We start from the raw sequence: 26,316 nt of genomic DNA, 5'->3' as shown, positions 1-26,316 counted from the left end.
ACACGATGGCAGAGAGCTCACCGACCCCCTCGGACACCGCACACGTGCCCGACGACTTCGTTCCCGGGCTCGAAGGTGTCACCGCCTTCACCACCGACATCGCCGAACCCGACAAGGCCGGCGGCAACCTGCGCTACCGCGGTGTCGACATCGAGGACCTCGTCGAGAACCGGGTCACCTTCGGCGACGTGTGGGCCCTGCTCGTCGACGGTCGCTTCGGTGACGGACTCCCGCCCGCCGAGCCGTTCCCGCTACCCGTCCACACCGGCGACGTCCGTGTTGACGTGCAAGCCGCGCTGGCCATGCTCGCTCCCATCTGGGGCTACCAGCCGCTGCTCGACATCGATGACGCCACCGCTCGCGACAACCTCGCCCGGGCGTCGGTGATGGCGCTGTCGTACGTGGCGCAGTCGGCGCGCGGCATCCACCAGCCCGCCGTGCCCCAGGCCCAGGTCGACGGATGCGACACCGTCACCGCACGTTTCATGACCCGGTGGCGGGGCGAGCCGGATCCGGCGCACATCCGCGCGATCGACGCCTACTGGGTCAGCGCGGCCGAACACGGCATGAACGCCTCGACGTTCACCGCCCGCGTGATCGCCTCGACCGGCGCCGATGTCGCCGCATCGTTGTCGGGGGCGGTCGGCGCCATGAGCGGACCGCTGCACGGTGGCGCGCCGGCACGCGTGCTGCCGATGATCGAAGAGGTCGAACGCTCCGACGACGCCCGCGGCCTGGTCAAGGGCATCCTCGACCGCAAGGAGAAGCTGATGGGCTTCGGGCACCGGGTCTACCGGGCCGAGGACCCGCGGGCACGGGTGCTGCGGCGCACCGCAAAGGAGCTGGGGGTGCCGCGTTTCGAGGTCGCCGCCGCACTGGAGCAGGCGGCGCTGACCGAATTGCGCGAACGGCGCCCCGACCGCGCCATCGAGACCAACGTGGAGTTCTGGGCCGCGGTGATCCTCGATTTCGCCGAGGTGCCCACGCACATGATGCCGGCGATGTTCACCTGCGGACGGACCGCGGGATGGTGCGCCCACATCATGGAGCAGAAGCGCCTGGGCAAGCTGGTGCGGCCGGCGGCGATCTACACCGGACCCGGCCCGCGCCGCCCCGAGGACGTCGACGGATGGGCCGAGATCGCCTGATCACGCTGCGCGAGCATCGTTCTCACGGACGAGCGAGCGGTTCGACGAGAAAGGCGCGGCCCGCACCGGCGACCCGGGTGAGCACGATGAGCGCCGAGCCACTGCCGGTGAGCCGGAGCTTGGCGATGAGATCTTCCGGGACCACCTGCACGCCACGCTTTTTCACGGTCAGCGTGCCGACGTCGAGATCCTGCAGAGCCGCCCGTAGCTGCTTGGTCCGGTAGGGCAGTTCGTCGAGCACGAGATACCCGCGGGCGAACGGGGTGTCGGCGGGCTCGTCGGTGGTGATGTAGGCGATGTGCCGGTCGGGCAACCACCCGTCGATCTGCTCGGCCAGGTCGGCGACGAGACCGGCGCGGATCACGGCGTCGTCGGGCTCGAAGAGATAGCGCCCCACCGGGCCCGCCTCACCGGTGTCGGCCCCATCGGGCTCGGGGCGCCCGCCGCCGCTCATCGTGGCCCCCGACGGCAGCACCGTCGCGACTCGGGTACCGGCGTCGGGGTGGGCGAATCCCGCTCCCCACAGACAACATTCGACGAGCTTGCCGCGCTCGGAGACCCATTCGGCGCGCACGCCGTCGCCGATGTCGTCGTGGCCGATGCCGGGCATCACCTTCGCGACCGCGCGCCCCGCCAGCCGCTGCGCCACGAGATCCCATGGCGGCGTGAGGCCGTCGAGCCGGAACACCCGGCCCCGTGCGGAGCGTCGGGCGGGATCGAAGAACGCGACCTCGTTCTCGGCAACGGTCGCGGTGGTGGCGTCGCCGACCTCGACGGTGCCCGGCAGAGCCAGGGCCGCGAGGTTGGCGCGCGCGATCTCGACGCGCACCGGGTCGATGTCGACGCCCCGCACCGCGATGCCGGCCCGCGCGAAGGCGATGAGATCCGACCCTATGCCGCACCCGAGGTCGACCACCGCATCCGCGCCGAGCGACCGCAGCGTCTGCGCACGATGGGTCGCGACCGAGGCGCGGGTGGCCTGCTCGAGGGCGTCGTGGGTGAAGTACATGCGTGCGGCGTCGTCGCCGAACTTGGTCCGCGCCAGCCCGCGCAGATGGTTCTGGGTGACCGCGGCGGCCACGAAGTCGCCGTCGTGAACGGTGCGCAACCGGCTGCCCAGCGCGTGGTCGGACTCGACGCCGGCCCGCTGCGCGATCTCGGCGAGCAGCGCCTGCCCGGGTTCGGTCAGCAGTCGGCGAAACGTCTCGACATCCACGACCGCATCGTGTCACCTGACCGATCAGCGGGGGATGTCGCGGCGACCGAACCCCCATCCGCCGAGGCCGAGAAGCACCGCCGCAACCACCAGGCTCAGGATCGGTGCGACGAGGCCGACGTCGCCGGGCGGCATGCCCGACACGTGGGTGTGGGGTGCGAGATCGCGCACCCCCATGGGCAGTCCGAACAACTCGCCGAACTGCGCGAGCAGCATGTCGGCCAGTACCGCGGCCCACCCCACCGCGACGAGTCGTGGTCGTAGGCCCCAGGCGGCGACGCCGACCGCGACGACGGCCAGGGTTCCGGGGATCTGCACGGCGCCGGCGGCGAGGACGGTCCCGATGTCGGGTGCCGCCGACGTCCCGGCGCTGATGACGTGGGCGACCGCGATGGCGACCGATGCCGCCACGATCACGACGATCGATGCCCCGAGCGCGGCACACGCGGTGCTCACGAACCACCGCGTGCGTGACGTCGCGGTGGCGAGGACCTGCTCGGTGCGGCCCGCGGTCTCGTCGGCGCGGGCCCGCACCACCACCGCGACACCCGCGAGGCCGGCGATCACCCCGACGAACCCGAGGACCGCGGCCATCACCGATTCGGCGAGCGCGCCACCACCGCCCAGGTCGCGAACGATGTCGGTCACCCCACCGCCCGACGGCACGAGATCGTTCACCGACGACAGCAGGAACCCCAGCAGCAGGCAGTACGCGGCGGTCGCCGACACCCACGGCGCGATCGTCGGCGCCGACACCCGCGCCACCACCACCCCCACCGAGCGCAGTCGGCGCGATCCCGCGGGGCCGGGTCGCCGCACCAGCAGGCCCTCCCCGAGGTCGCGGCGACGCGCGATGGTCGCCGCCACCGCGACCCCGACGACACCCACCGCCACGCCGGCGACGACGGGCAGCACCCGACGATGTCCGAACGGGTCGATCAGCTCGGCCCACCCCACCGGCGAGGCCCACCTCAACCAGGTGACCCCGTCGACGAGATCACCGATGCCGCGCAGGACGTAACCACCGGCGAGGACCGTCACCACGGCGACATTCGCCCCGCGTGCGGTACCGAACACCTGATCGGCGACCGCGGCGATCCCGACGGCCGCGGCGCCGACCGTCCCATAGCCGACCCCGACCATCACCGCCGACGCCGCCGACGCTCCGACAAGTGCTGTCGCACAGGCCATCACGACGCCGAAGGCGGCGCCGACGATCATCGCGGCCGCGGCGGCGACGAGCACCGGGGCCGCCGGCGCGACGACACCGGCGCGCACGAGTTCGCCGCGCCCGGCGTCCTCCTCGGCGCGGGAATTGCGGATGACGGTGAGGGCGAGAAGGATTCCGGCGACGAGCACGAGGAACAGTCCGATTCGCCACGTCGCGATCGCCGCGGCCGAGGTGTCCTCGCCCAGCGGGCCGAGCAGCAGCCGGAACGCGGGGTTGTCCGCGGCACCCGACCGCAACGCCTCGCGCGCGGCCACATCGGGGTACAGCGAGGCCATGGCCGCACCGGTGACCACCACCAGAATCGGCAACGCGACGATGCCCAGCGACGAGCGGATCCGTTCTCGCCGCAGCGTGACACCGGCCAGCACCCCCGCGCCCGCGGCGTCAGTGCTCATCGCGGTCGGGCCCGTCACCGTGGTGTCCGTAGTAGCCGAGGAACAACTCCTCCAGCGACGGCGGTGCGATCTGCAGTGACCGCACACCACGGGTGCCGAGTGCGGTGAGCAGCGCCGACAGACCCGCCGGCGCGACGGACAGGGTCACCGCGGTGCCGTCGGTGGTCGATGGCGTCGTCTCGAGGTCGGCGACGCCCGGGAGCTCGGCCAGGCCGTCGGTCGATCCGACGACCTCGGCGGTCACCCGCGTCCTGGTGAGATGACGCATCTGCGCGAGCGTGCCGCTCTCGACGGTGCGCCCGGCCCGGATGATGGTCACGGTGTCGCAGAGGCGTTCCACCTCACCGAGGATGTGACTCGACAGCAGGACCGACGTGCCCGCCTCGGCCGCCTCGCGCACGCAGCGACCGAAGACGTCCTCCATCAGCGGGTCGAGTCCCGAGGTGGGTTCGTCGAGGATCAACAGATCGGCGCGGGAGGCGAACGCGGCGACGAGCACGACCTTCTGCCGGTTGCCCTTCGAGTACGCCGAGATCCGTTTCGTCGGGTCGAGATCGAAGCGGTCGATCATGGCCGCGCGATCGGCCGGGCGCGGTGTCGCCCCACGCAACGCGAGCAGGGCGTCGATGCACTCGCCGCCGGTCATCTGCGGCCAGAGGTTCACATCGCCGGGGACGTAGGCGATCCGACGATGGATGGCGACGGCGTCACGCACCGGATCACCGCCGAGGACGCTGACCGACCCGCCGTCGCGCCGGTAGGTCCCGAGCAGCACTCGGATGGTGGTCGACTTCCCGGCGCCGTTCGGGCCGAGAAAGCCCGCGACGGAACCTTTCTCGACGGTGAGATCGAGGCCGTCGAGAACCTGGGTGCGGCCGAAGCGTTTCCGGAGACCCGACACGGCGACGACCGCTTCTGATTCGCTCATCGCCCTCTCCCGCGGTAGGCGACGACGGCGTCGAGGACGGTGGTGTCGGTGAGGACACCGTGGGTCGCGTATTCCGCGGCGGGCAGCATCGTGCGCTGCGCGTACGCGGCGACGATGGCGGCGCTGTCGGCGTGGTCGGGCGGCGGGTGCACGGCGAGGTCGACGAGCATCGCCCCGATCGACTGCGCCACCAGGTAGCGCGCCCGGGCCGCCTCGTCGAGCGAGGGACGGATGCGGCCGGCGGCGACGCCGACGGCCATCGATCGCTCGGTATCGGCCACGAGCCGTTCGATGAACGTGCACGCGAGGTCACCGCCCTGCTGCACGCTGCGCAGCAGGTACATCAGCGACGGACCGGCGTCGGCGAGGTCGGCGAGTCGGTGGTCGAGCGACACATCGTCTCCGACGGGTTCCCGCAGCGACGCGAGGTTGCGGTTCCTCGTCTGCTCGAGCACGTGGGTGTCGCACTCGGCGCGCAGACCGTCCTTCGACCCGAAGTGGTGGATGACCAGGCCGGGACTCACCCCGGCCGCCTCGGCGATCGTTCGCACCGACGCGGAGAACCCGTCGCGGGCGAACACGGCGATGGCGCTGTCACGCACCGTCGCACGCGCCGTGAGGTCGCTCATCGGGTCTCCTCCACTCGGTCGGGCCGCACGTCAATTGAACGCGCGTTCAGGACATTAAACAGTTGTTCAGCCGTGCGCAAGGGGCAGGCCGCCGCGGCCGCGCGGGTGGGGCAACATGCGCCGTCGGTGACCTCGGATGCGGCAACTACGATTGCGGCCATGAGCGATTCCGCGATCACGATCCCCGCCGACCTCCTCCCCGCCGACGGCCGCTTCGGTTGCGGCCCGTCCAAGGTCCGCCCTGAGCAGCTGCAGTCGCTCGTCGACACCGGCGCGTCGGTGTTCGGGACCAGTCACCGCCAGGCACCGGTGAAGGACGTCGTCGGCGCCATCCGCGACGGTCTGCACACCTTCTTCTCGCTGCCCGACGGCTACGAGGTGGTCCTGTCCAACGGCGGTTCGACCGCGTTCTGGGATGCCGCGTCGTTCGGCCTCATCGAGAAGAAGTCGCTGCACCTCACCTACGGCGAGTTCTCGTCGAAGTTCGCCAGCGTCGCGAAGAAGGCGCCGTTCATCGACAACCCGACCGTGATCTCCACCGACCCGGGTACCGCGCCGAACCCGGCCGACATCACCGCCGAGCAGACCGGCGACGTCGACCTCATCGGCTGGGCGCACAACGAGACCTCGACCGGTGTCGCCGTGCCGGTATCGCGTCCGTCGGCCGCCGGTGACGCGCTGATCGTGATCGACGCGACCTCGGGTGCCGGTGGCCTACCGGTGAACGCGGCCGACGCCGACGTCTACTACTTCGCGCCGCAGAAGAGCTTCGCCTCCGACGGCGGCATCTGGTTGGCGCTGATGAGCCCCGCCGCACTCGAGCGGATCGCCAAGATCGAGGCCTCGGGCCGCTGGTGCCCCGACTTCCTGTCGCTGCCGACCGCCGTCGACAACAGCTCGAAGAACCAGACCTACAACACCCCTGCCGTCGGGTCGCTGCTGCTGCTGGCCAACCAGCTCGAGTGGATGAACGCCCAGGGCGGACTCGACTGGGCGACCAAGCGCACCGCGGACAGCTCGAGCCGCCTCTACGACTGGGCCGACGCGAGCGAGTTCGCGACCCCGTTCGCCGCGCCGGAGCACCGCAGCCAGGTGGTCGGCACCATCGACTTCGACGACTCGGTCGACGCCGCCGCGGTCGCCAAGACGCTGCGCGCCAACGGCGTCGTCGACACCGAGCCGTACCGCAAGCTCGGTCGCAACCAGCTGCGCATCGGCATGTTCCCGGCCATCGAGCCCGACGACATCACGCAGCTCACGAAGTGCATCGACCACGTGGTCGCGGCCCTCTGACCCCGGTTCTGCCGTCGTTCCGGCGGAGGCGAACGTGACGCATGTGGCCCGTGGGACGATCGATCACAGCCCTGCTGAGCTGGCGTTTCCCGGTGTGTCATCGACCCGACACGCCGTCGCTGCACTAGGGTCGAGTGAACAGTCGCTCGGATGAACATCGGTCATGGCAGATCGGTACCACCCGCTCTCACTCGAGGAGGAGGGGCAGATGCGTGAACTGCGTGTCATCGGTCTGGACACCGACGGCGGATCGGTGATCTGCCAGGATCCCGACTCCGGTGAGAAGTTCCAGGTCCCGGCCGACGATCGGCTCCGCGCCGCCGCACGCGGTGACATCTCCCGACTCGGTCAGATCGAGATCGAGATGGAGTCCACCCTGCGACCGCGCGAGATCCAGGCCCGCATCCGGGCCGGGGCCAGCGTCGCGCAGGTCGCCTCGGCCGCTGGCGTGACGCCCGAGAAGGTGTCGCGCTTCGCCCACCCCGTGCTGCTCGAGCGGTCGCGTGCCGCCGAGTTGGCGTCGTCGTCGCACCCCATCCGCATCGACGGACCGGCGTTGTCCACGCTGGCCGAGGTCGTCGCGTCCGCGCTCGGCGCGCGGGGCCACAATCCCGAGGACACCGACTGGGACGCCTGGAAGAGCGAGGACGGTCGCTGGATCGTCCAGGTCAGCTGGCGCGTCGGACGGTCGGAGAACCATGCCCACTGGCGATACCAGCCGGGCTCGGGTGGCGGCACCACCGAACCGCTCGACGAGACCGCCGACGAGATCACCGATCCCGACCTGAGTCGTCCACTGCGCGGGCTGACCTCGGTCGTCTCCCTCGCCTCGGCGGGTGAGCAGTACACCGTCGGCGCCGACGATCTCATCGGTCGCCAGCGTGCGCGGGTGGTCGCCGCCGACACCCCCGATCTGCTGCAGCCCACGCTCGTCGACCACCACGTCGAGCCGGTCGAGGACATCGACGACATCGACGATCTCGATCTCGACGACGTGCCCCCTGCCGAGATCGACAGGGAGCCAGCCGAGATCGACAGGGAGACAACGGCCGAGTCGCAACCGCCTGCGGCAAGCGACACCGAACCGGCGAGGCCCGTGGCCGATCCGCTCGACATGCGCAGCAGCGCACCCACATCGGACGAGGCCCCGACTCCTCGTCGTCGCAAGGCCGCACGCAAACCCGCGGTTCCGGCGTGGGAAGATGTTCTTCTCGGAGTCCGAAGCAACGGACACCAGTAGCGGGTTGAGGCGTTAGTGACCGAAAGGGTGCCTGTCGTGGCGACGACATCGATGCTCTGGTTGATCGACAGCGATGACCCCATCGCCGACCTCCGGGTCGGTGTCGTCAACGACCAGGTCACCGCGGAGACGTTGGCACGCAACGTCATCGGCGATTCGGTGCTCGTGCCGCGTGGCGAGACCACCCTGGATCGTGTCGCCTCGGGTGCCGACGACGAGATCGGCGTGGCCGTCTACGGACGACTCGCGGTCATCGCCGGCCCGCGCCTCGCCGCGACGGCCCCCTCGCAACTGCCGACCGAGCTCGTCACCGCGCGACCCACCGCACACGCCTACCTCGTCCACACCGACACCGACGCCGCCTACGGCGTGTTCGCGCAATGGGATCAAGGGCGTCTTCGTCGTTCGTTCGCCGCCGACCCGGTCGACATCGTCGAGAACGAGGGCCTGCCCTTCCTCTTCGAACGTCCCTTCTGGGCCGGGGAGCACCCGCTGCAGTACGTCGACGGCGTGGCCCACGACCCTCAGGCACTGCCGTTCCACCCGGTCGAGTTCGCCGCCTGCGCCGCGCACAACTGGTTGGGGTTGCGTCTCGACGCGGCGTCGGCGTCTCCGGACGACACCGGTTCGGACTTCCCCATCTCCCGTCTTCCCGTGTCGCGCTTTGCGATCCGCCCCCCGGGCCACCAGCCGACCGACGACGACCACGCGCAGGTCACCTCGGCTCCCCCCACCACCGACACCGACGCCGGGCCCGACGAGGACGACGCACCACCGGTGGTCAAGGTGGCGCGGTGGTTCGGATTCGGCAAACGCTGACTCACCGGGTCGCGGCGTAGCCGACCGCGACCAGCAGACCGATGACGAGGCCGATGAGCGCACCCCCGCCCATCCACCGCAACACCGGGCGACGCCGCCACACCCATGCCGACGGGGCGATGCCGCCGCACACGACGACGACTCCGAGCACGGCGAGCAGACGGCTGGTTTCCGCGATGACGCTGTAGACGCCGAGTACCGCCCCGGTCACGACCACCGCCGAGACCGCGGCCAGCGTGAGGCCCAGCGCCCAGGGCGTCGGCTCGGCGGACGACATGACTCATTGTCTCCCCGCGGGCGCGAGTGGGTAGCGTCGAACCCATGGGTCGCAACGTCGTGTCGCAGGTTCGTCATCCGGTGGTGGCGCTCCGATGACGACCGCCGTGGTGGTCGGGTCGGGTCCGAACGGTCTCGCCGGCGCCGTGCACCTCGCGCGCTCGGGCGTCGCGGTCACCGTGCTCGAGGCCGCCGACACCATCGGCGGCGGCACCCGATCCGGCGAACTGACCCTCCCCGGACTCACCCACGACCACTGTTCGGCATTCCATCCGCTGGGCGTCGGATCGCCGTTCCTGTCGCGTCTCGACCTGGCCCGCTACGGCCTGCAGTGGGATCACGCGCCGATCGACTGTGCGCACCCCCTCGACGACGGCACCGCGGCGCTGATCCACCGGTCGATCGACACCACGGTCGAGGGCCTGGGCCGCGACGGCCCGCGGTGGCGCGCACTGGTGGGTCCGCTGGCGGCGCGATTCGACGATCTCGCCACCGAGGTCATGCAGCCGATCGTGCATCTGCCCCGACACCTGCTCGCCCTGGCGACCCTCGGCCCCCGGGCCCTCCCCCCGGCGACGATCACCGCGCGTCTGTTCGCGACCCCGCAGGGCCGCGCCGCGTTCGCCGGTGCCGCCGCGCACGCCTACACCCGACTCGACCGACCACTCACCTCCGCGGTCGGACTCATGCTCGCCGCGTCGGGTCACCGCTTCGGGTGGCCGGTCGCCCGGGGCGGCTCGGCCGCGATCACCTCCGCGCTCGCCGCGATGCTCGTCGACCTGGGCGGCACGATCGAGACCGGACACCGGGTGACGAGCACCGCCGACCTGCCGCCGTCCGACATCGTGCTCCTCGACACCTCGCCGCAGGTGGCGGTCGACATCTACGGCGACGCCCTCCCCCGTCGGGTGCAGCGCGCCTACCGACGGTTCCGCCGCGCACCGGGCGCCTTCAAGGTCGACTACGCGATCGAGGGCACCGTGCCGTGGACCGCGCCGGGCGTCGCCTCGGCGGGCACGGTCCACGTCTGCGGCGACGCCGACGAGGTGTTCGCTGCCGAGCGCCAGGTGGCCCGGGGCGAGATGCCCGACCGGCCGTTCCTCATCGTGGGACAGCAGTACGTCGCCGACCCGTCCCGCTCTCACGGCGAGCTGAACCCGCTGTACGCCTACGCCCATGTGCCTCACGGGTTCTCCGGCGATGCGACCGAGGCGATCACTGCCCAGATCGAACGGTTCGCACCCGGTTTCCGATCCCGCATCCGTACGACCTCGGTGACCAGCACCGCCGACTTCGCCTCCGGCAACCCCAATTACGCGGGAGGCGACGTGATCGGCGGCTCCAACGGGGGGCTGCAGGTGGTATTCCGCCCGCGACCGGCGATCGACCCCTACGCCACCGGGATCGAGGGTGTGTACCTCTGTTCGGCGTCGACTCCCCCGGGTGCGGGCGCCCACGGGATGGGTGGCTTCAACGCGGCCACCTCGGCGCTGCGACACCTCTGACGGCGAGCAGCTACCGCGCGACGCGGGCGTAGAACGAGATCGCCGCGGCGGTGGCGACATTCAGCGAGTCGGTGCCCCGGGCCATCGGGATCCGTGCCCGCACATCGCCGGCCCGCATCGCGGTCTCCGACAGGCCCGGTCCCTCGGCGCCCACCATGAACGCGACGCGATCGGCGCCGACGGCGTCGGCGAGCGGTACCGCGTCGGCGTCGGGGGTCAGCGACACCACCGTGAACCCGCGGTCACGGAGGTCGTGGAGATCGCCGGGCCAGTTCTCCGCGGCCGCGAACGGCACGAGCAGCGCGTGTCCCATCGAGACGCGCACGGCGCGGCGGTAGAGGGGGTCGGCGCACCCGCGACCGAAGACGACGGCGTCGACCGCGAGCCCCGCGGCGTTGCGGAAGATGCTGCCGATGTTCTCGTGGTCGTTGACGCCCTCGAGCACGACGACGGTGCGGGCCTGCGCGACGACGTCGTCGACGGTGAGACGTTCGGGTCGACGCGCGACACCGAGGACGCCGCGGTTCAGATGGAATCCGACGATCTCGGCCATCACCTCGGCGGTGGCGCGGTAGAACGGCAGCCCCTCGATCGTGGGCTGCGCGAGGTCGTCGGCGAGTTCGTCGAGGCGTTTGTCGACCCCGAGGAACGCGTGCGGGGTGAACCGGGAGGCGATCATCCGCTGCACCACCAGGACGCCCTCGGCGACGACGAGCCCGCGTCCCGGACGTCCTCCGGGCAGCACGGGGAGGTCGGGACGGCGGTCGACGGAGTTCAGGTCTCGGAAATCGTCGACGCGCGGGTCGTCGGGATCGACGATGTCGATGACGTCTACGGACATCCGCCCATCCAACCCGACCGATCCGTCACGACGTCGTCTGGATGGCAGGGGCGTGGTCGGACGGTCGCGTGCTCAGGCGGGGGCGTCCGCGGTCGTGGGTGTCGGGCGAGCGGCCTCCGCGCGGCGCTCGCGGACCAGCAGCAGCGAGGCGATGGCGACGAGACCGATCACCACGGCGGCGAACGTGATGCCCGCGGTCTTCACCCCCACCGCGCGCGAGAGGAACCCCTCGGCGACGACCGGCAGACTGATCGCGATGTAGGTGATCACGAAGTACGCCGAGGTCACCGCGGCCTTCTCGTCGGCCGGTGCGCCGGTCGCGATGCCCTGCAGACCGCGCGCGAACGCGATGCCCTGGCCGGCCCCGCCCACGATCCCGGCGACGGCGAGCAGCTCCCACCGTCCGACGACGAGGGTGATGACGAGGACGGCCATACCGGCGATCATCGCGACGATCGCGAGGATGTCGGCGGCCTCGCGGGCGAGTGCGCGGCCGGCGAGCTGGCCCAGCAGCGACCCCGCCATCACCGACACCGTCAGCAGCGCCGCGCCGATCGCCGAGTGCACGCCGACGATCGTGGCGGAGATGGTGGGAGCGAGGGCGGTGAAGAGGCCCATCACCGCGAAGCCCGCGAATCCGAGCAGTGCCGCCCGCAGGAAGAAGGCGCGGATCTCCTCGGGCACGCGCACCGGCATCAGGCCGAGCGACCGCTCGCGGTGGCGACCGCGGGTCTCGGGGACGGCCACGATGATGGCCAGGGCGACGGCCATGAGGCCCAGGTGGACCCAATAGGTGGTGTGCAGGGGCGCCGGAGCCCACGTGATGAGCATGGATGCGAGAACCGGTCCGAGTCCGAGCCCGCCGATCGTGGCCAGCGAGGCGATCACCGGGGCGCGTCCGGCCAGCCGTCCACGGGCCATCTCGATGATCGACACCGACGCGGTGCCCACGAACACACCCGCCGACAGCCCCGAGACCACCCGGGCCACCAACAGGACGGCGGTGTCATCGGCGAGCAGGAAGACGACGTCGCTGGCCGCGGAGAACACGACACCCAGCGCGAGGATCGGGCGACGACCCAGCACGTCGGACCAGGTGCCCAGCCCGATGAGCGCCGCGAGCACGCCGACGGCGTACATCGCGTAGACGATGGTCACCGTCAGCAGCGAGAACCCGAACTCGCGCTCGTAGGTGGAGTACAGCGGGGTCGGCATGGTGGTGCCCAGCATCACCGCGCCGAGCACGACGGCGAGACCAGCGGTGGGCAGAGCGCGCGTGCCGACCCGCTCGTCCGAGGCGGAACTGTTCGAGTGGCTCATGACCACAGTCAAGGCAGGATCGAGTCCCGATATTTCCGGGGCCGGCCTGTGTGAAAACGTAGAAGGTGTGACCGACACCGATCTGACCCTGCGGCGGGCCACCGACGCCGACTGGCCGGCGATCATCGCGGCCGACGCCCGCGCGTTCGCGTTCATCCACCCTCTCGACGCCGAGGCCGAGGCCGACATCCGCAGCAAGCTGCGCGACTCGGATGTGGTGGTGGTCTACGACGACTCCGGTCCGCACGGGTCGGTGCTCGCCGGTGTCGCGATGTTCTACCGGATGACCCTCACCCTGCCGGGCGGCACGCGGGCCGATCTACCGGGCCTGTCGTGGGTGTCGGTGGCGGCCACGCATCGTCGTCGCGGCATCCTGCGCATGATGATCACCGAGCTGTTCGACCAGTGGGAACGCGAGGAGAGCGTCTTCTCGATCCTCACCGCCAGTGAGGCGACGATCTACGAACGGTTCGGCTACGGCCCCGCCTGCTTCGAGCAGAGCGCGTCGATAGATCTGACCAAGGCGGAGTTGCGTGACCCGCCGCCGTCGTACTCCCCGGTGCGGTTCGCGACCGACGAGCAGGTCCGTGAGCTGGTGCCCGACCTGCACGACCGGTGGGCGTCGATGAACCCGGGCGCGATCGTGCGGTCGCGGGTGTGGTGGAACATGATCTTCGCCGATCGGGAGATGTTGCGCGACGGCCGTTCTGCGCTGCACTACCTCGTGCACCCCGACGGGTACGCGAGCTACCGGATCAACCACGTCGACGGGGAGTCGCGTGCGGAGGTGTCGGAGTTCGTCGCGATCACCGACACCGCGCACACCGATCTGTGGCGCGTTCTGCTCGGCCTCGACCTGACGCCGACGGTCACCGCGTCGATCCCGGTTGACGACCCGCTGCCGATGAAGCTCACCAACCTGCGGGCGCCGACGGTGACGGCGATCAAGGACTCGATGTGGTTGCGCATCATCGACATCCCCGCCGCGCTCGAGGCGCGGACGTACTCCGAGGACTTCGACGCGGTGCTCGAGGTCACCGACACCTTCCGCGGCAACGGCGGTCGTTTCGCGTTGTCGGTGCGCGACGGTCAGGCGACCGCGACACCGACCGAGGAGCCCGCGACGGTGCGCATGGACGTGTCGGTGCTGGGCAGTATCTACCTCGGCGGCTATCGCGCCACCGAGTTCGCCGCCGCCGACCGGCTCTGGGCCGCCGACCACACCACCCTGTGCGACCTCGATCAGGCGTTCCTCACCGACCGGAAACCGTTCTCGGGCACCTTCTTCTGACCGTCGCGCTGCCGAGATCGTCCCCCTGAGCGCCCGCCGAGGGCATATCCCCCTCGAACGTCCACCACGGGGACGATCTCAGCCGCCGGCGGCGGGAACCGGGGTGAGCACGAGTTTGCCGTGGTCGACGTGGGGCCTGATGCGGCGGACGCGCATGAGGACGACGATGCACGTGACGGTGGCCACGACGCTGATGGCGCCACCGAGAATCAGGGGCGCACGCGGGTCGGTGACCTGGGCGATCCACCCGAGCAACGGGCTCCCGAGCGGCGTGCCGCCGAGGAAGCACAGCATGTAGACGCCCATCACGCGACCACGCATCGACGAGTCGACCGACAGCTGCACGATGTTCATCGCCGACGTGCTGAAGGTGAGCACCGCCGCACCGGCGGGGACGAGCATCACCGCGACCCACGCGAAGTTCGGCATGAGACCGACGACCACCTCGAGGACCCCGAACGCGGTCGCCGCAGCCAGGAAGTGACGCAGGCGCGCCGGGTTGCGACGCCGCGCGGCGAGGGTCGCACCGGCCAACGTCCCGACGGCGAGCATGGTCGACAGGAAGCCGTAACCGCCCGCCGACCCGGCAAAGGTGTTGGCGGTCAACAGGGCCAGCGACAGCGGGAAGTTCATGCCGAACGTCGACACCATGAACACGGTGGCGAACACGACGACGAGGTGTGGTCGGGCGCGCACGTAGGCGAGGCCGGCCCGCACCGACGACCGTCCGGTGGACCGTTCGCTGCGCAGCAGGTCGCCGGGCCGCATCAACGTCAACCCGATGAGCACGGCGACGAAGCTCACCACGTTGACGAGGAACACCGGGCCGGTGCCGATCAGGGTGATCAGGACGCCGGCGACGGCCGGGCCGATGATGCGCGCGAGGTTGAAGGTCATCGAGTTCAGCGCGACGGCGTTGGGCAGGTGTTCGGGGCCGACCATCTCGACGGTGAACGACTGGCGGATCGGTGCGTCGATCGCCGAGATGCACCCCAGGATGAGCGACAACGCGTAGACCTGCCCCAGGGTGGCCATGCCGAGGGTGTCGGAGACGCCGAGGAACAGCGCACAGAGCGCCATCCCGATCTGGGTCGCCATCAGCAGGCGGCGTTTGTCGAAGCGGTCGGCCAGCGCGCCGGCGGGCATGGAGAGCACGGCGGTGGGTCCGAACTGCAGGGCCATCACGATGCCGACGGCGAGACCGCTGTTGCCGGACAGGTGCAGGACCAACCAGTCCTGGGCGATGCGCTGCATCCAGGTGCCCACCAACGACACCACCTGGCCGCCGGCCCACAGGCGATAGTTCCGTACCCCCAGGGACGAGAACATCAGGGGCAACGGCACCCGACCATGTTACCGCCGCTAAAAACAGCTCAGATCAGACGAACCGACCGGTCGGTGCTCGTCGTCGAGCTAGTCGCTGCTCGACACCATCGTCGACATGATCTCGACGGCCTGGCGGAGGACGGCCTGCTCGGAGCCGTCGAGCTTCTCGAGTTGCCCGCGGAGCCATGCCTCGCGGGCGTTGGTCTCGTCGCGGACGACCTCGTTGCCGAGATCGGACAGCGTGACGATGATCTGGCGACCGTCGGTGGGGTGCGGATCGCGCTTGACCATGCCGAGATCGGCGAGTGAGGCGATCACGCGTGTCATCGACGGCGGCTGGACACGCTCCTGGGCGGCCATCGCGCCCGGGGTCATGGGTCCCTCGCGATCGAGGGTCGACAAGGCCGACAGCTGCGTCAACGACACCGTGGAGGACTGCCGCCGCCCGCGCAGGTGCCGCGCCAGGCGCACAACCGCAAGGGCCAGATCGCTGGCCAGCTTGTCGTCTTTGGCATTCACGGGCTCAACAATAGGTCACGTGATACCGAATGCACGCCGAACTACCAATGTGACGCGCCAACTCATGTGCACGACTGCGCATCGGTCATCGGTATGAAATGCGTGGTCAACGATCGATCAGCGTCTCGATGGGGCCCTTGGCGAAATAGACCACGAACAGCACCGCGATGATCCACAGCAGCGGGTGCACCGAGCGCGCTCTCCCGCGAGCCGCGGCGAGAACCACCCAGCTGATGAACCCGACGCCGATGCCGTTGGCGATCGAGTAGGTGAACGGCATCACGACGACGGTCAGGAAGCACGGGAGCGCGTACTCGAACCGCGTCAGGTCGATCGACCGGATCTGGGCGATCATCAGCGCGCCCACCACCACCAGCGCCGGGGCAGCGGCCTCGAGCGGCACGATCTGATAGAGCGGCGTGAAGAACATCGCGACCAGGAACAGCAGCCCGGTGACCACGTTGGCGAGGCCGGTGCGCGCCCCCTCGGCGATGCCCGACGCCGATTCGACGAACACCGTGTTCGACGACGCCGACGCGGTACCGCCGGCGATGGCCCCGACCCCTTCGACGACCAGCGCGCGCCCCACGTTCGGCAGGTTGCCGTCGGCGTCGACGAGTCCGGCCTCCTTGCCCAGCCCGGTCATGGTGCCCATGGCGTCGAAGAAGTTCGACAGCACGAGGGTGAACACGAAGATCGACGCCGAGAGGACGCCGATGCGGACGAAGGCGCCGAAGATGTCGACGTCGCCGACGAGGCTGAGATCGGGCAGGTCACCGATGGTCCCCGGCCACGTCGGGATGTTGAGGCTCCATCCGCTGCGGCCGTTGCCCGAGGCGGGCAGGTCGGCGAAGGCCTGCACCACGACCGCGATCAGCGTGGTCACGACGATGCCGATGAGCAGTCCCCCACGCACCTTGCGCACCACGAGCACACCCATCACGAGCACGCCGATCGCGAACACGAGCGTGGGCAGGGTGGTGATCGAGTTGCCGACACCGAGGCCGACGGGGACGGTGGTGCCCGCAGCATCGGGGGTGCGGGTGACGAACCCGGCGTCGACGAGGCCGATGAACGCGATGAAGCAGCCGATGCCGGCGGCGATGGCGGCCTTGAGTTCGGCGGGGATGGCCGCGAACACGCGACTGCGGAGTCCGGTCACCGCGAGGAGGACGATGATGATGCCGTCGATGACGACGAGGCCCATGGCCTCGGGCCAGGTGACGTCGGGCGCGATGCTGACCGCCAGCAGGCTGTTGATGCCGAGGCCGGTGGCGATGGCGAACGGGTAGTTCGCGATCACGCCGAAGGCGATCGACATGAGTCCGGCGACGAGCGCGGTCACCGCGGCGACGGCGGCGATCGGCAGCACGTTGCCCAGCACGTCGGCGTTGCGGTCGCTACCGGCGACCCCGCCGATGATGATCGGGTTGAGGACCACGATGTAGGCCATCGTGAAGAAGGTGACCAGCCCGCCGCGCATCTCGCGGGAGATCGTCGAGTCGCGTTCGGAGACATGGAAATATCGGTCGAGCCGACCGCGCACGGCGCCGGATGTGACGGGGGTCGACCCCTGCGCACCGGTGTTCTCGGGATCGGTCTTCTCACTGGGGGTGCGCGGCACGCCCGCCTCCTGGTGTGTCGAGTTCTCGCGGGCCGATGGCCCGTGGGCTGTCCCCTGCCCGGAGGAGACCCTACGCTGGCACCCATGACCGATGCGGGCGATGCGCAGGCCCTTCCCCAACCGCCGCGATGGCTGATGACGCCCGACAACGTCGTCTACGTCGGGATGGCCGCGTGGCTCATCGCGACGATCGTGATCGCGGCGACCGGCATCGGGTCCACGTCGACACTGGTGAGCGCGATCATCGGCCTGGTGGTGGGTGTCTTCGGCACCACCATCTTCACGGTGCAACGGCGCGCGAGCCGTCGCGGCGACCGCGCGGCGCAGCGCGGCCTCAGCTGACGTCGTCGGCGCTGACGGTCGCCCGTCGTCGCTGACCCACCGCCCGCGCGACCGCGACGGCGAGCACCACCCAGATCGCGCCGATCAGCCATCCCGCGACGACGTCGGTGGTCCAGTGCACGCCGAGGTAGATCCGGCTGGCCCCGATCAGCAGCGACGCGATGGGGGCGATCGCGAGGACCGGGGCGTGCGCTCGAACCCAGACCGAGGTCTGCCACGCCGCGACCGCGACCAGGCCGAGGACGACCGCCGACATCATGGCGTGCCCCGAGGGGAACGAGTAGGTGTCGATGGCGATCACCCGGAACCGCGGTTCGGGACGCGGGCGCGCGACGAGGTGTTTGAGCGCCTGCATCAGCAGCCACCCCGAGGCCGATCCGATCAGCACGGTCACCGCCCTGTCGCGGGAGCCGATGCGCCACAGGACGATCGCCGCGACGATCGCGATCAGGGTCATGGCGGCGGTGTTGCCGACGGTGGTGATGACGCGGAAGACATCGGTGAGCCACGCGGTCCGGTGGTCGGCGACCCACTCGGTGACGTCGTGGTCGACACCCGGTGTCGTCAACTGCATGTCACCTTTCTACCGGCTGTGTCCCACCGGTCGGCCCAGGTGGTGGATCCCCGCGTCGTCGACCCACCAGTCGACCTCGACGCGGCGGGTGTCGCTGCCCCGCCGCACATCGAGTCGCACGGTGTCGTGCAGGCGCACCTCGCCGCCGGGCGAGGCGATGCCGGTGGCCAGCGCGAAGGTCAGCGCCACCGCGCTCTGCGCCCACGTCGACGGCTCACCCGGTTCGACGACGGTGACCGCGATGTCCTCCCCCGCGGTCGCGATGTCGAGGATCGTGGCCAGGTGCGACGCGTCGGCCGACACCAGCGGCGGTGGCAGCACCACGGCCTCGCCCGGGTCGACGATCTGCAGCATCCACGGCGCGTCGATGACGACGGCGGTCTCGCAGACGGTGCCCGCGAGGGTGCGCACCCCGACCGGCGGATCCAGGTCGTCGAGGTCGAGCACACCCCGACGATGTGCGCGCACCAACGCGGCGTGGGCCATCGCGGCGACACCGGGGGCGATTGCGCGGTCGGGGTCACCGAGGCGACGCAGCACCACCGCGGCCAGATCGGTCGAGGTGACCTCGGCGCCGGCGAGCGCACCGGCGAGCAGAGCGGCGTGCGGATGATCGAGCGGGTCGAGAACACCGGCGAAGGTGGCGTCGTCGGGTGCGCGGAACCACCCCAGCGGCGTGTCGTCGATCTCCGCATAGGTCCGCAGCCACCAGGCGGTGTAGCCGGCCGGATCGGTCAGTGTGGCAACCGTCGTCGGGTCGGTCGCGAGGAGCGACAGTGCGGCGGGCCATCGGTCGGGGTCGACGAGATCGAGATCGCGCACCGCGACGAGTCGTTGCGGCTCGGCATCGAGGTGGTCCCACCACTGCGCCTCGTCGGGGAGGTCGTGGTCGGGGCCTGTGGGCAACTCGTCGGCGACGACGGTGAAACCCCACCCGACACCGATCCGACGCAGTGCGTCGACGCCGTGCCTCGTCACGACATCGGCGGCGACACGACCGAACGGCGCGTCGGCCACGAGCACCGACGCGATCGGACTGTCGGGCAGCAGGAGTTCGTCGGCGGGCCGCAGCGGGTCGTCATCGGGTGAGTCGGTCCGGGTCGGGATGAGCAACTGCCCCAACCAGGGTGGGATGTCGGCCTCGGGGTCGGCGGCCACGAGACCGAGCACCTCGTGTGCCAACCGCTCCGCCGGGTCGTCGCCGGGGATTCCGTCGGACGCCCACGAGTCGGACTCGTGGGTCTCGGTGATGGCCGACCGCAGTGCGGGGTCGGCGAGCAGCTCGCTCACCGATCGTCGCTGCGCGCCGAGCCGTTCGAGCAGCGGGTGCTCGGCCTCGGGGTGCACCGTGGCGACCCACGAGATCGACGGCGGCGCGGTGTCGTCGGCGCTGTTGGCTCTCGCGCCGACATCGGCCAGCACCAGGCCGCGGGCCCCGATCGACATCCGGCCGTCGGCTCGGGGCACCGGGATCGTCGCGATCTCCCCTCGGACCCTGTCGTCGGCGATCATCGGCGAGATGGCCTCGTAGAGGTCGTGCCACCACCGCGGCGGGCGCGTCACGCCGGAGAGTCGTTCGCACACCTCGACGAGGGACGTCTCGGTGGCACCGACCGCGGCGAGGCGGCGCAGCGACGTCGTGTCGGACAGCGCGGCGACGACGACACCGTCGAGGAACTCGGCCACCATGTCGGTGACACGGTCTGTGGCGTCGGCGATCACGACGGCGCGAGCGGGGGCGACCAGTTCGCCGTCGGCGGTGGGCAACCAACGGTGATCGCTGAGGTCGGCGATCACGGCGTCGCGCAGCACACCGTCGGTGGCGCTCGCCGGGAAACCCGCCGAAGGGAGGACCGCGAGTCGGTGCGCGGGGTGCAGCGCCAGGGCGAGTCGGTGGTATCCGTCGGCGACGACGCGGATGTCGGTGTCGGGGTGCAGCGCACGCCGATCCGGCGTGACCGCGACGTCGGCGACGCACATCGCGGGCAGGGTCAGGGCCAGGTCGGTGCGGGTGGGGGCGTGCAGGACGTCGGCGCCGTGTGGCACAGGCGCATCCGCGGGCCCGGGCATCAGCCACCGCGCGTGTGCGGTGCGGATCTGCGTCCAGGTCGCGTCGCCGATGGTGATGGTGTCGACGTCGTCGACGGTGCTGTCGTGTCGTCGCACCGACGTGTCACCGCAGCGGATCGTCTGCAGCGAAGGCAGTTCCAGCAACAGGGTGGTGACCTCACCGGCCATCGACGCGAGAAGCGCCGGTCCGTCGACGTCGTCGCGCAGCGTGATGACGACCTCGGTGTCGTAGCCGTCGGCGGGTGGAATCGGGTCCGGCCACGGCAACCGGAGCATGGGGACGGTCGACTCCGCGACGGCGACATCGCTGTCGCTCAACGCTTCCCGGGTGCGATCCAGTCCGAACACGACGCCGCCGGTCGTCGATCGGACGGACACCTCGACCCCGATCGAGGCGACGGCGTTGAAGCCCACGCCGAACCGTCCGACCTGTCCCGATCCCGGATCCGACCCGGCCTTGGCCGACACCCGCAGCGCCGCCAGCGAGCGCACGCCCTCGGCGTGCAACGGGGAGCCGGTGTTCGCGACGTGGAGGACGGTGTCGGGTTCGAGCCACACCGCGAGCGCTCCACCACCGGCGGCGTGGGCGGCATCGGCGGCGTTGGCCGCGAGTTCGGTCAGCAGTCGATCGCGGTATCCGAACTCGACGAGTTCGGATTCGGCCGCGACGTCCTCGGCGAGCCGGGTGGCCGACGATTCCCACGACCGCAGTGTCGACGACCGGATCGATGCGGTGTCGAACGGGTCGTGGTCCGGCGGAACGACGGTGGTCATCGCCGGCCGCGGAGACGGATCAGCTGTCGGCGGAGGCGGATTCGTCGGCCACGGGCGCGACCTCCGCCTCGGTGGGTGCGTCGACCGACGCGACCGTGTCCGACGGCACCGTGTCCGACTCGGCAACGACAGGCGCGTTGTCGGTGGGTGCATTCTCGGCGGGTGCGGCGGGCACGATCTCGATGGCGCCGTCGTCGTAGGCGTCGTAGGCGGGCGATCCCTCGCCCGAGGGCGCGACCGCGTCGGAGTGCGCGCCGCAACCGTATTCGGCGGAGACGACGGTGCCGTCGGCGGCGTACTCGTTGGCGCAGACACCGAACGCGACTCGGAGGGCGCCGGCGACCGGGAGATAGAAGCCGCAACTCCCGCAGTGCAGTTTGCTGGCTCCGGCCATGTCGCTGTCGGGTCCGTGGGCGCCCTCGAACCAGCGGGTCGCGGCATCGTCACGGCCTTCGCGTGAGAGCACGCGGGTGCGTCCGAGTCCGAGTTCGAGCATGACTGCGGACACATCGTCGAGGTCGGACTCCGACTGCAGCGAATCGGAGTCGATGTGGTTCGGGACGAGACGCGGGTCGTCGGCCGGGGCGGCCAGGACGTCGCCGGGCCCGAGATCCCCGGGGGCGATCCGCTGCGACCACGGCACCCACTGCGGCGCGGTGAGCGCATCGGAGCCGGGCAGCAGTGCGATCTCGCTGACGGTGATGTCGATGTCGTCGCCGGCGTCGACCGGCGGACAGGTCGCGAGCACCGAGCACCAGACCCAGCCGCGGTAGCCGGTGATGTCGGCGGCGAAGTAGTGCGACACGGTGCAGTCGCCCTCGACGACAGCTTCGATGTGCTCGCCCACCGCGCCCTCGCCGGAGGCCTCGACGGCCTCACGCGCGATGTCGACGGCGGCGATCAGGCGCGCCTCGAGATCGGCTGTCGACGTCGACCGGTCGGTCGGCGAGTCCTCGAACGCGGCGTCAGCACCGTCCACCACAGTATTCACACCGTCATTCTGCCGCATCGGACGCCGACACCCGCGTTGCGGGTTGGTCGCGATCGGAGCGATAGGGAAGAATCGGCACGGTGAACCGGCCCGGAGAGCGTCGCGGAGTACGTCCGCGTGTGCGGCGCGCGCAGGCCGATCCGGCGGCTCCCACCGACCGCTTCGTGGGGCCCGGCGACCGGCCCGCCGGCGAACATCCGGGCGCTGCGAACTATCCCGTCGACGGGCGTCGTCGCGTCCCGATGCCGCCACGCCCCTCGACCGCACCCCGTACCTCGGCCTACCGGCCGCCGCCCACGCACAATCCGCACCTCGACCCGCTCGACGACCGCGTGGAGCGCGACCACCCGCCGGAGCCCGAGCGCGGCACGACGAGGGACGGTTCGCGCGCGATGCCGCGCAAGCTCACCGTCACCCGGGTCGCCGCCCTGCGCGGGCGCGAGCTCACCTCCAAGGGCATCGACAAACTCCACCGCGCCGCCACCGCCGACGGCGCCGATCGATCGGGCCTCACCGCGCTCACGTTCCCGGTGATCCTGAACAACGCCGTCGACGCCGCGATGACCGTCGCTCTCGCCAACACCCTGTTCTTCGCCGCGGCGAGCGCCGAGTCGAAGGGCAAGGTGGCGCTGTACCTCGCGCTGACCATCGCCCCGTTCGCACTCATCGCGCCGCTCATCGGTCCCGCGCTCGACAAACTGCAGCGCGGGCGTCGCATCGCGATGGCCACCACGTTCGGGATCCGGGTCCTGCTGGCCCTGCTCATCATGACCAACGCCGGGTGGGACCCGGTGAAGGACCAGTTGACCTACGACCCGTGGGTGCTCTATCCCTGTGCGCTGGGTCTGCTGGTGCTGTCGAAATCGTTCGGTGTGCTCAAATCCGCTGTCACACCGCGTGTTCTGCCGCCGAGCATCGACCTCGTGCGCGTGAACTCCCGCCTGACCACGTGGGGACTTGTGGCCGGCACGGTCATCGGCGGCGCCACCGCCGCACTGTTCGAGACCATGCTCGGCCAGGTGTTGCCCCTGCACGTGCCGGGCGCCATGGTGTGTCTGGCCTTGCTCGCCATCGCGGGCGCGGTGTTCTGCATGCGCATCCCGGCGTGGGTGGAGGTGACCGCGGGCGAGATCCCCGCGACGCTGGCCTACCACGGCGAGCCGCCCGCCCGCCCCGGCACCGACCGCAAGGAACGCAGCTTCACGCCCGCGGCACTCGCCGCAAAGATGCGACAGCCGTTGGGACGCAACGTGCTCACCGGCCTGTGGGGCAACGGCACCATCCGCGTCCTCACCGGCTTCCTCACCCTGTACATCGCGTTCTGGGCGAAATCGAACCAGAACTCCCACACCGGCTGGATGCAGTTGGCGTTGCTCGGTGCGGTCGGTGCGGCCGCGGGTGTCGGCAACTTCGTGGGCAACGCGACCGGTACGCGACTCGAGCTGCGGAACCCACAGAAGATCGTGGTCGCGGTGACCGGCGCGAGCCTCGCCGCCGCCGTGCTGGCCGCGGTGTTCGGATCCATCCTGTTCGCCGCCCTGGCCGCACTCGTCGCCTCGGGGACGAGCGCCATCGGCAAGGTGTGTCTCGACTCGTCGATCCAGGACGACCTGCCCGACGAGTCGCGCGCCTCGGCGTTCGGCCGATCGGAATCGGTTCTGCAGCTGTGCTGGGTGATCGGGGCCGCACTCGGCGTGCTGCTGCCCTCGACGCTGTGGATCGGTTTCACGGTGGTGTCGGTGCTGCTGGCGCTGGGGATGTCGCAGACGTTCTTCACCTACCGCGGCGCCACCCTGGTCCCCGGGTTCGGTGGACGGCGCCCGGCGCAGACCCAACCCACAGGCGCCATCGACCTCGACCGCCTGGCCACCCGCCGCGTGCGCGTCGAGTCACACGAGAAGAACGGACTGTAGAGCCCCGTGTTCAGACTGAGCTCCGGCGAGAAGAAGTTCGTCGCCATCATCGCGATCATCGGTGTCGTCTTCGTGGCGGTGGTCGCGGGCGGCGTGTTCGCGCTGACCTCCGGCCACGAGGAGGAGGCGCCCTACCTGCAGGCCACCACCGGCAAGACACTGGTGAAGGTGCAGCCGACGATCCTGTGCGACATCGACCTCTCGAACTGTCGCAAGGGCGCCGAGGGCACCTTCGCGCGCGAGCTGCCCGTGCCGGTCGGTGAGCAGGCCATCATCTCGGTGTCGCAGGGCATCGCCGACGCCCCGTGGGCACTCACGATCGAGTACCTGACCCCGAAGGGCTTCGAGCAGGAGCCGCCGGTGTTCTACGCGCCCAACGAGCGGTTCACGTTCACCGTGTCGTCGACGAAGGACAAGATCGTGTCGAACGTGGAGGTACGCCTGCCCTCGGGTCGCACCGACGCCGGCGGCGCACCCATCACCCGCGGCTTCTGGTCGCTCAAGACCCTGCCCCCGAACACTCCGATGCCCCGCGAGGCGCAATCAACCGGGGCTGGCGCGGGCGATTCCTACCAGAACACCATCGGGAGCTAGTGCTCGAGCTCCCGGGCGACGGCGCGGACGACCTCGGAGATGCGCTGTGCGGTCTTGCGATCCGGGTAGCGGCCGTGACGGAGGTCGGGCTGCACCTTGCCCTCGAGCAGGGTGATGAGATCGGCGACCATGCCGTGCAGCTCGTCGGGTGAATGACGCTTGGCGGCAGGCTCACGCGCGGCGGCGGCCTCGCGGGCGTTCTTCGCGACGCTCGGGGCCGGTTCCAGCACGGTCACCGACAGCGCCTGCGGGCCGCGACGTCCCGCAGCCATGCCGAACTCGACCTTCTGGCCCGGTTTGAGGCCCTCGACGCCCGAGGGCAGCGCACTCGACCGCACGTAGACGTCCTCCCCACCCTCCTGGGACAGGAAGCCGAAGCCCTTTTCTGCGTCGTACCATTTCACCTTGCCGGTAGGCACCGTGCTCACCTTCACATCGTCGTAGCGTCTCGAGTCGTCGGCCCGGGGAATGCCCTGGCACGACGAAAGCGCACCGAGGTGGAGACATCAGTCCCACTCACCGACGCGCTACTCCACCATTCTATGCCCTCGTCGTCGACTGATTTGCCCGCACGGACTCCATCACCACCGACGGCGGGCGCCGATGCGCGCCCGACCGGCGCGCTGCTCTACCGTCGTGGGTATGCCATCGGCTTCCCGGAACCGGCTGCTCTACGCAGCGCTGATCTTCTTCGCGATCGGCTTCGCGGCCACCGTGACGATGTTCGCCGTCCCCGCACTCGACGACGGCACGCGCGCGCCCGCCCTGGTGTACCTGCTGACCCTCGGCCTGCCGATCGGCTTCGTTCTCGCGCTCGTGTTCGCCCTGCGTTCCGGGCGACGGCACCGATGACGAGGACACCGACGAGGGGGCACGAATGAGGGGATACCGATGACCGTGACCGTGACCGATCTGCGTCCCGCCGCCGACGGCGACGCCCTACGCAGCGCATACAGCTGTTTCCCGTCGGGGGTCGTGGCGGTGTGCGCCGAGATCGACGGCGTCGCGGTGGGCATGGCCGCGAGCTCGTTCGCCACGGTGTCGCTCGATCCCCCGCTGGTGTCGCTGTGCGTGCAGCACACCTCGAGCACCTGGCCGAAGCTGCGCGACGCCCCGTCGATCGGGGTCAGTGTCTTCTCCGCCGGCCAGGACGCGCTATGCCGCCAGCTCGCCGGCGCGGCCGATCACCGCTTCGACGGCGTCACCCCCGCGGTCACCGACTCGGGCGCACTGTTCGTCCCCGACGCCGCCGCGATCCTCTCGTGCACCCTCTACAACGAGATCCCCGCCGGCGACCACAATCTGGTGCTGCTCGAGATCACCGCGCTCGACGCCGACCCCGACATCGAGCCGCTGGTGTTCCACGCGAGCACGTTCCGGGCCCTCGAGGCCCGCGCCTGACCCCCGCGCGACCTCGCGGCCGTCGACGTGACCGTCACTCGCGGTCGGAGCTGGCT

General features: G+C 70.5%; 25 protein-coding genes. 11 read left to right on the top strand and 14 right to left on the bottom strand.

The annotated features are described in order from the left end of the window. The first annotated feature begins 5 nt into the window (after nucleotides 1-5). Complete coding sequence (locus OG579_RS18645; RefSeq protein WP_328857152.1) at nucleotides 6-1,148, top strand: citrate synthase 2; 1,143 nt, start codon at nucleotides 6-8, stop codon at nucleotides 1,146-1,148. 22 nt (nucleotides 1,149-1,170) lie between these two features. Here OG579_RS18645 and OG579_RS18640 read toward each other — a convergent pair whose 3' ends face one another. The 4 genes from OG579_RS18640 to OG579_RS18625 are packed head-to-tail and all read right to left on the bottom strand — an operon-like array spanning nucleotide 1,171 to nucleotide 5,547. Then, the gene (locus OG579_RS18640) at nucleotides 1,171-2,364 is read right to left on the bottom strand and encodes a class I SAM-dependent methyltransferase (RefSeq protein ID WP_328857151.1); all 1,194 of its coding nucleotides are present in this window, start codon (nucleotides 2,362-2,364) and stop codon (nucleotides 1,171-1,173) included. Nucleotides 2,365-2,388: 24 nt separating this feature from the next. Then, the gene (locus OG579_RS18635) at nucleotides 2,389-4,008 is read right to left on the bottom strand and encodes an ABC transporter permease (RefSeq protein ID WP_328857150.1); all 1,620 of its coding nucleotides are present in this window, start codon (nucleotides 4,006-4,008) and stop codon (nucleotides 2,389-2,391) included. Next, nucleotides 3,980-4,918 (bottom strand): ABC transporter ATP-binding protein, encoded by a 939-nt coding sequence (locus tag OG579_RS18630; protein WP_328857149.1) that lies wholly within the window; start codon nucleotides 4,916-4,918, stop codon nucleotides 3,980-3,982. The genes OG579_RS18635 and OG579_RS18630 overlap by 29 nt, the downstream gene beginning before the upstream one ends. After that, entirely contained in the window at nucleotides 4,915-5,547 is a 633-nt protein-coding gene (locus OG579_RS18625) for a TetR/AcrR family transcriptional regulator (RefSeq protein WP_328857148.1), read from the bottom strand. Before OG579_RS18625 ends, OG579_RS18630 begins: the two co-directional genes overlap by 4 nt. Before the next feature lie 159 nt (nucleotides 5,548-5,706). Between OG579_RS18625 and serC the strand changes: the two genes are divergently transcribed. The 3 genes from serC to OG579_RS18610 all read left to right on the top strand — a co-directional run bounded on the left by serC (nucleotide 5,707) and on the right by OG579_RS18610 (nucleotide 8,899). Further along, nucleotides 5,707-6,840: a phosphoserine transaminase gene (gene serC / locus OG579_RS18620; protein WP_328857147.1), complete on the top strand. Its 1,134-nt coding sequence runs from the start codon at nucleotides 5,707-5,709 to the stop codon at nucleotides 6,838-6,840. 208 nt (nucleotides 6,841-7,048) lie between these two features. After that, a complete protein-coding gene (gene sepH / locus OG579_RS18615) occupies nucleotides 7,049-8,080 on the top strand; it encodes a septation protein SepH (protein ID WP_328857146.1) in 1,032 nt (343 codons plus the stop codon). A 36-nt stretch (nucleotides 8,081-8,116) separates the two neighbouring features. Then, on the top strand, nucleotides 8,117-8,899 hold the full coding sequence (locus OG579_RS18610; RefSeq protein ID WP_328857145.1) for a DUF6928 family protein: 783 nt from the start codon (nucleotides 8,117-8,119) through the stop codon (nucleotides 8,897-8,899). Between the two features lies 1 nt (nucleotide 8,900). On the opposite strand, the gene OG579_RS18605 is transcribed toward OG579_RS18610, so the two are convergent. Continuing rightward, complete coding sequence (locus OG579_RS18605) at nucleotides 8,901-9,176, bottom strand: DUF2537 domain-containing protein (RefSeq protein ID WP_328857144.1); 276 nt, start codon at nucleotides 9,174-9,176, stop codon at nucleotides 8,901-8,903. 94 nt (nucleotides 9,177-9,270) lie between these two features. On the opposite strand from OG579_RS18605, the gene OG579_RS18600 reads away from it, so the two are divergent. Next, nucleotides 9,271-10,680 (top strand): phytoene desaturase family protein, encoded by a 1,410-nt coding sequence (locus OG579_RS18600; RefSeq protein ID WP_328857143.1) that lies wholly within the window; start codon nucleotides 9,271-9,273, stop codon nucleotides 10,678-10,680. Nucleotides 10,681-10,690: 10 nt separating this feature from the next. On the opposite strand, the gene OG579_RS18595 is transcribed toward OG579_RS18600, so the two are convergent. Both OG579_RS18595 and OG579_RS18590 read right to left on the bottom strand, forming a co-directional pair. Then, on the bottom strand, nucleotides 10,691-11,521 hold the full coding sequence (locus OG579_RS18595; RefSeq protein WP_408068701.1) for a TrmH family RNA methyltransferase: 831 nt from the start codon (nucleotides 11,519-11,521) through the stop codon (nucleotides 10,691-10,693). Nucleotides 11,522-11,593: 72 nt separating this feature from the next. Beyond that, complete coding sequence (locus OG579_RS18590; RefSeq protein ID WP_328857141.1) at nucleotides 11,594-12,841, bottom strand: MFS transporter; 1,248 nt, start codon at nucleotides 12,839-12,841, stop codon at nucleotides 11,594-11,596. A gap of 67 nt (nucleotides 12,842-12,908) precedes the next feature. On the opposite strand from OG579_RS18590, the gene OG579_RS18585 reads away from it, so the two are divergent. Continuing rightward, nucleotides 12,909-14,132, top strand: a complete 1,224-nt coding sequence (locus tag OG579_RS18585; protein ID WP_328857140.1) for a GNAT family N-acetyltransferase — start codon at nucleotides 12,909-12,911, stop codon at nucleotides 14,130-14,132. A 78-nt stretch (nucleotides 14,133-14,210) separates the two neighbouring features. Here OG579_RS18585 and OG579_RS18580 read toward each other — a convergent pair whose 3' ends face one another. From OG579_RS18580 to OG579_RS18570, 3 genes are all read right to left on the bottom strand, one after another. Then, nucleotides 14,211-15,461, bottom strand: coding sequence for an MFS transporter (locus tag OG579_RS18580; protein WP_328859294.1), 1,251 nt, complete (start codon nucleotides 15,459-15,461; stop codon nucleotides 14,211-14,213). An 84-nt stretch (nucleotides 15,462-15,545) separates the two neighbouring features. After that, on the bottom strand, nucleotides 15,546-15,977 hold the full coding sequence (locus OG579_RS18575; protein ID WP_045824141.1) for an Rv0880 family HTH-type transcriptional regulator: 432 nt from the start codon (nucleotides 15,975-15,977) through the stop codon (nucleotides 15,546-15,548). 106 nt (nucleotides 15,978-16,083) lie between these two features. Continuing rightward, nucleotides 16,084-17,523, bottom strand: coding sequence for an NCS2 family permease (locus OG579_RS18570; RefSeq protein ID WP_045824181.1), 1,440 nt, complete (start codon nucleotides 17,521-17,523; stop codon nucleotides 16,084-16,086). A gap of 162 nt (nucleotides 17,524-17,685) precedes the next feature. Between OG579_RS18570 and OG579_RS18565 the strand changes: the two genes are divergently transcribed. After that, entirely contained in the window at nucleotides 17,686-17,943 is a 258-nt protein-coding gene (locus OG579_RS18565) for a DUF2530 domain-containing protein (RefSeq protein WP_328857139.1), read from the top strand. Here the strand turns inward: OG579_RS18565 and OG579_RS18560 are convergent. From OG579_RS18560 to OG579_RS18550, 3 genes are read right to left on the bottom strand one after another with little or no spacing between them, the layout of a single operon-like run. Further along, nucleotides 17,936-18,517 carry a phosphatase PAP2 family protein gene (locus OG579_RS18560; protein WP_328857138.1) on the bottom strand — a complete coding sequence of 194 codons (582 nt, stop codon included), beginning with the start codon at nucleotides 18,515-18,517 and terminating at the stop codon, nucleotides 17,936-17,938. The two genes, OG579_RS18565 and OG579_RS18560, sit on opposite strands and share 8 nt — an antisense overlap. Nucleotides 18,518-18,526: 9 nt before the next feature. After that, complete coding sequence (locus OG579_RS18555; RefSeq protein ID WP_328857137.1) at nucleotides 18,527-21,361, bottom strand: sacsin N-terminal ATP-binding-like domain-containing protein; 2,835 nt, start codon at nucleotides 21,359-21,361, stop codon at nucleotides 18,527-18,529. Between the two features lie 19 nt (nucleotides 21,362-21,380). Next, complete coding sequence (locus OG579_RS18550) at nucleotides 21,381-22,265, bottom strand: DUF3027 domain-containing protein (protein ID WP_328859293.1); 885 nt, start codon at nucleotides 22,263-22,265, stop codon at nucleotides 21,381-21,383. A gap of 329 nt (nucleotides 22,266-22,594) precedes the next feature. On the opposite strand from OG579_RS18550, the gene OG579_RS18545 reads away from it, so the two are divergent. Beyond that, nucleotides 22,595-24,265: an MFS transporter gene (locus OG579_RS18545; protein ID WP_328859292.1), complete on the top strand. Its 1,671-nt coding sequence runs from the start codon at nucleotides 22,595-22,597 to the stop codon at nucleotides 24,263-24,265. A 6-nt stretch (nucleotides 24,266-24,271) separates the two neighbouring features. Next, entirely contained in the window at nucleotides 24,272-24,859 is a 588-nt protein-coding gene (locus OG579_RS18540; RefSeq protein WP_328857136.1) for a DUF2771 family protein, read from the top strand. Here OG579_RS18540 and OG579_RS18535 read toward each other — a convergent pair. Further along, nucleotides 24,856-25,278: a cold-shock protein gene (locus OG579_RS18535; RefSeq protein WP_045824184.1), complete on the bottom strand. Its 423-nt coding sequence runs from the start codon at nucleotides 25,276-25,278 to the stop codon at nucleotides 24,856-24,858. The genes OG579_RS18540 and OG579_RS18535 overlap by 4 nt on opposite strands. 223 nt (nucleotides 25,279-25,501) lie before the next feature. Here OG579_RS18535 and OG579_RS18530 point away from each other — a divergent pair, with 223 nt between their 5' ends. Together OG579_RS18530 and OG579_RS18525 are read left to right on the top strand one after the other, a co-directional pair. Continuing rightward, the gene (locus tag OG579_RS18530) at nucleotides 25,502-25,711 is read left to right on the top strand and encodes a hypothetical protein (protein WP_045824148.1); all 210 of its coding nucleotides are present in this window, start codon (nucleotides 25,502-25,504) and stop codon (nucleotides 25,709-25,711) included. A gap of 39 nt (nucleotides 25,712-25,750) precedes the next feature. Beyond that, complete coding sequence (locus tag OG579_RS18525; protein WP_045824149.1) at nucleotides 25,751-26,260, top strand: flavin reductase family protein; 510 nt, start codon at nucleotides 25,751-25,753, stop codon at nucleotides 26,258-26,260. Nucleotides 26,261-26,316: the final 56 nt, after the last annotated feature.

It is taken from the genome of Williamsia herbipolensis (assembly GCF_036153515.1).
Taxonomy (GTDB): Bacteria; Actinomycetota; Actinomycetes; order Mycobacteriales; family Mycobacteriaceae; genus Williamsia_A; species Williamsia_A herbipolensis.
The sequence above is the reverse complement of the archived record's forward strand: the minus strand, read 5'-3'. Positions and strand labels throughout refer to the sequence as shown.

Bases quoted from the DNA above. Each gene is read 5' to 3' on its own strand.
- OG579_RS18645 (WP_328857152.1), top strand. From the start codon at position 6: ATGGCAGAGAGCTCACCGACCCCCTCGGACACCGCACACGTGCCCGAC.
- OG579_RS18630 (WP_328857149.1), bottom strand. From the start codon at position 4,918: ATGAGCGAATCAGAAGCGGTCGTCGCCGTGTCGGGTCTCCGGAAACGC.
- OG579_RS18625 (WP_328857148.1), bottom strand. From the start codon at position 5,547: ATGAGCGACCTCACGGCGCGTGCGACGGTGCGTGACAGCGCCATCGCC.
- serC (WP_328857147.1), top strand. From the start codon at position 5,707: ATGAGCGATTCCGCGATCACGATCCCCGCCGACCTCCTCCCCGCCGAC.
- sepH (WP_328857146.1), top strand. From the start codon at position 7,049: ATGCGTGAACTGCGTGTCATCGGTCTGGACACCGACGGCGGATCGGTG.
- OG579_RS18605 (WP_328857144.1), bottom strand. From the start codon at position 9,176: ATGTCGTCCGCCGAGCCGACGCCCTGGGCGCTGGGCCTCACGCTGGCC.
- OG579_RS18600 (WP_328857143.1), top strand. From the start codon at position 9,271: ATGACGACCGCCGTGGTGGTCGGGTCGGGTCCGAACGGTCTCGCCGGC.
- OG579_RS18595 (WP_408068701.1), bottom strand. From the start codon at position 11,521: ATGTCCGTAGACGTCATCGACATCGTCGATCCCGACGACCCGCGCGTC.
- OG579_RS18590 (WP_328857141.1), bottom strand. From the start codon at position 12,841: ATGAGCCACTCGAACAGTTCCGCCTCGGACGAGCGGGTCGGCACGCGC.
- OG579_RS18580 (WP_328859294.1), bottom strand. From the start codon at position 15,461: ATGTTCTCGTCCCTGGGGGTACGGAACTATCGCCTGTGGGCCGGCGGC.
- OG579_RS18565 (WP_328857139.1), top strand. From the start codon at position 17,686: ATGACCGATGCGGGCGATGCGCAGGCCCTTCCCCAACCGCCGCGATGG.
- OG579_RS18560 (WP_328857138.1), bottom strand. From the start codon at position 18,517: ATGCAGTTGACGACACCGGGTGTCGACCACGACGTCACCGAGTGGGTC.
- OG579_RS18555 (WP_328857137.1), bottom strand. From the start codon at position 21,361: ATGACCACCGTCGTTCCGCCGGACCACGACCCGTTCGACACCGCATCG.
- OG579_RS18545 (WP_328859292.1), top strand. From the start codon at position 22,595: ATGCCGCCACGCCCCTCGACCGCACCCCGTACCTCGGCCTACCGGCCG.
- OG579_RS18530 (WP_045824148.1), top strand. From the start codon at position 25,502: ATGCCATCGGCTTCCCGGAACCGGCTGCTCTACGCAGCGCTGATCTTC.
- OG579_RS18525 (WP_045824149.1), top strand. From the start codon at position 25,751: ATGACCGTGACCGTGACCGATCTGCGTCCCGCCGCCGACGGCGACGCC.